Here is a 1,067-nt window from a genome sequence, read left to right on the forward strand (position 1 = left end):
CAAAATCGGTAAAACCCTACACCCCACACCCCACACCCTGCCCCCACCAACAAACTTTTTCAGCAGACCCTACATATCAGGAGAGGCAATAGGCACTCATGCAATAGGCAATAGGGGCAATAGATAATCAGTCTTTAATAACCAGATTTAGGATAATTTTCCTAATAGCTTTAATCGCGTTTGTCAAGCCCTTTTGAGTTATTGTTGATAATTCTTCACCAAATTCAAAATTAATAGCAGGAATAAATATTCCCCAGGCCCTGGGAGTTTGTTGATAAATTGCTTGAGTTAATGCTAATAAAGAAGCGGGACTTTCTGCATGACCTAAATTATTCCATTCGGTAACTGCTGCTAATTTTTCTATCCGGATATCGGTTTGATTAGATAATACCGCATCAACAAAAATAACTAGAGAAGCATCAGCTATATCGGCTGCTAACTCAGGAGTCAATTGATGGGTAGCGATGACTTGCACATTAGGCAAATTCTCCTCGGCAATAATTTCGGCTATTCTCACTCCCACTCCGTCATCATTTCTTAAAGTATTACCGTAACCGATGAGCAGTATTTTAAAATTATTCATGGTTAAATAGAGGAGACAGGAGTTGGAAACTTGACAGTAAGTAACTTTTCCCTAATCAGGTTAACTTGGTTCGGGATTTACTTGGTTGCCATGAAAGACGCTGTAAGCGGGAAAAATTAGTTGAAATACTATAAAAATCTTCGAGATGTTGTTTTAGTTGACGAATTGCCATACTACTATTGCGATTGTCGGCAATTTCTCCACAGAAAGAAACTAAATTTTCTAGGTTAAAGTCAGGAAAATATTGACTTTGATGGCGAGGGATATACTCTTGATTCTCTAGCCAATAAATATAGAGATTTTTCTGACGATACAACCAAATTTCAGGCACTTGATAAGGCAGATAATCATCCACATTCGAGTAACTGGTGACATCAATTTCTAATACTAAATCGGGAGGAGGATCATTTACCCAGTCAATTCTGGCTTTCCCTGCTATAGCCGGCCAATGGTCAATATAAAAACTATAATCTGGTTCAATACC

2 protein-coding genes are annotated in these 1,067 nt (G+C 38.2%); both read right to left on the minus strand.

What is annotated here, in order from left to right; all coding sequences use genetic code 11:
• Nucleotides 1-127 precede the first annotated feature (127 nt).
• Nucleotides 128-583 carry a hydrogenase maturation protease gene (locus PX636_RS08685; protein WP_002797663.1) on the minus strand — a complete coding sequence of 152 codons (456 nt, stop codon included), beginning with the start codon at nucleotides 581-583 and terminating at the stop codon, nucleotides 128-130.
• 55 nt (nucleotides 584-638) lie between these two features.
• A partial coding sequence (locus PX636_RS08690) for a Uma2 family endonuclease (RefSeq protein ID WP_288116775.1) occupies nucleotides 639-1,067 on the minus strand: 429 nt, incomplete at its 5' end.

It is taken from the genome of Microcystis sp. M53598_WE2 (assembly GCF_030067735.1).
Lineage (GTDB): Bacteria > Cyanobacteriota > Cyanobacteriia > Cyanobacteriales > Microcystaceae > Microcystis > Microcystis aeruginosa.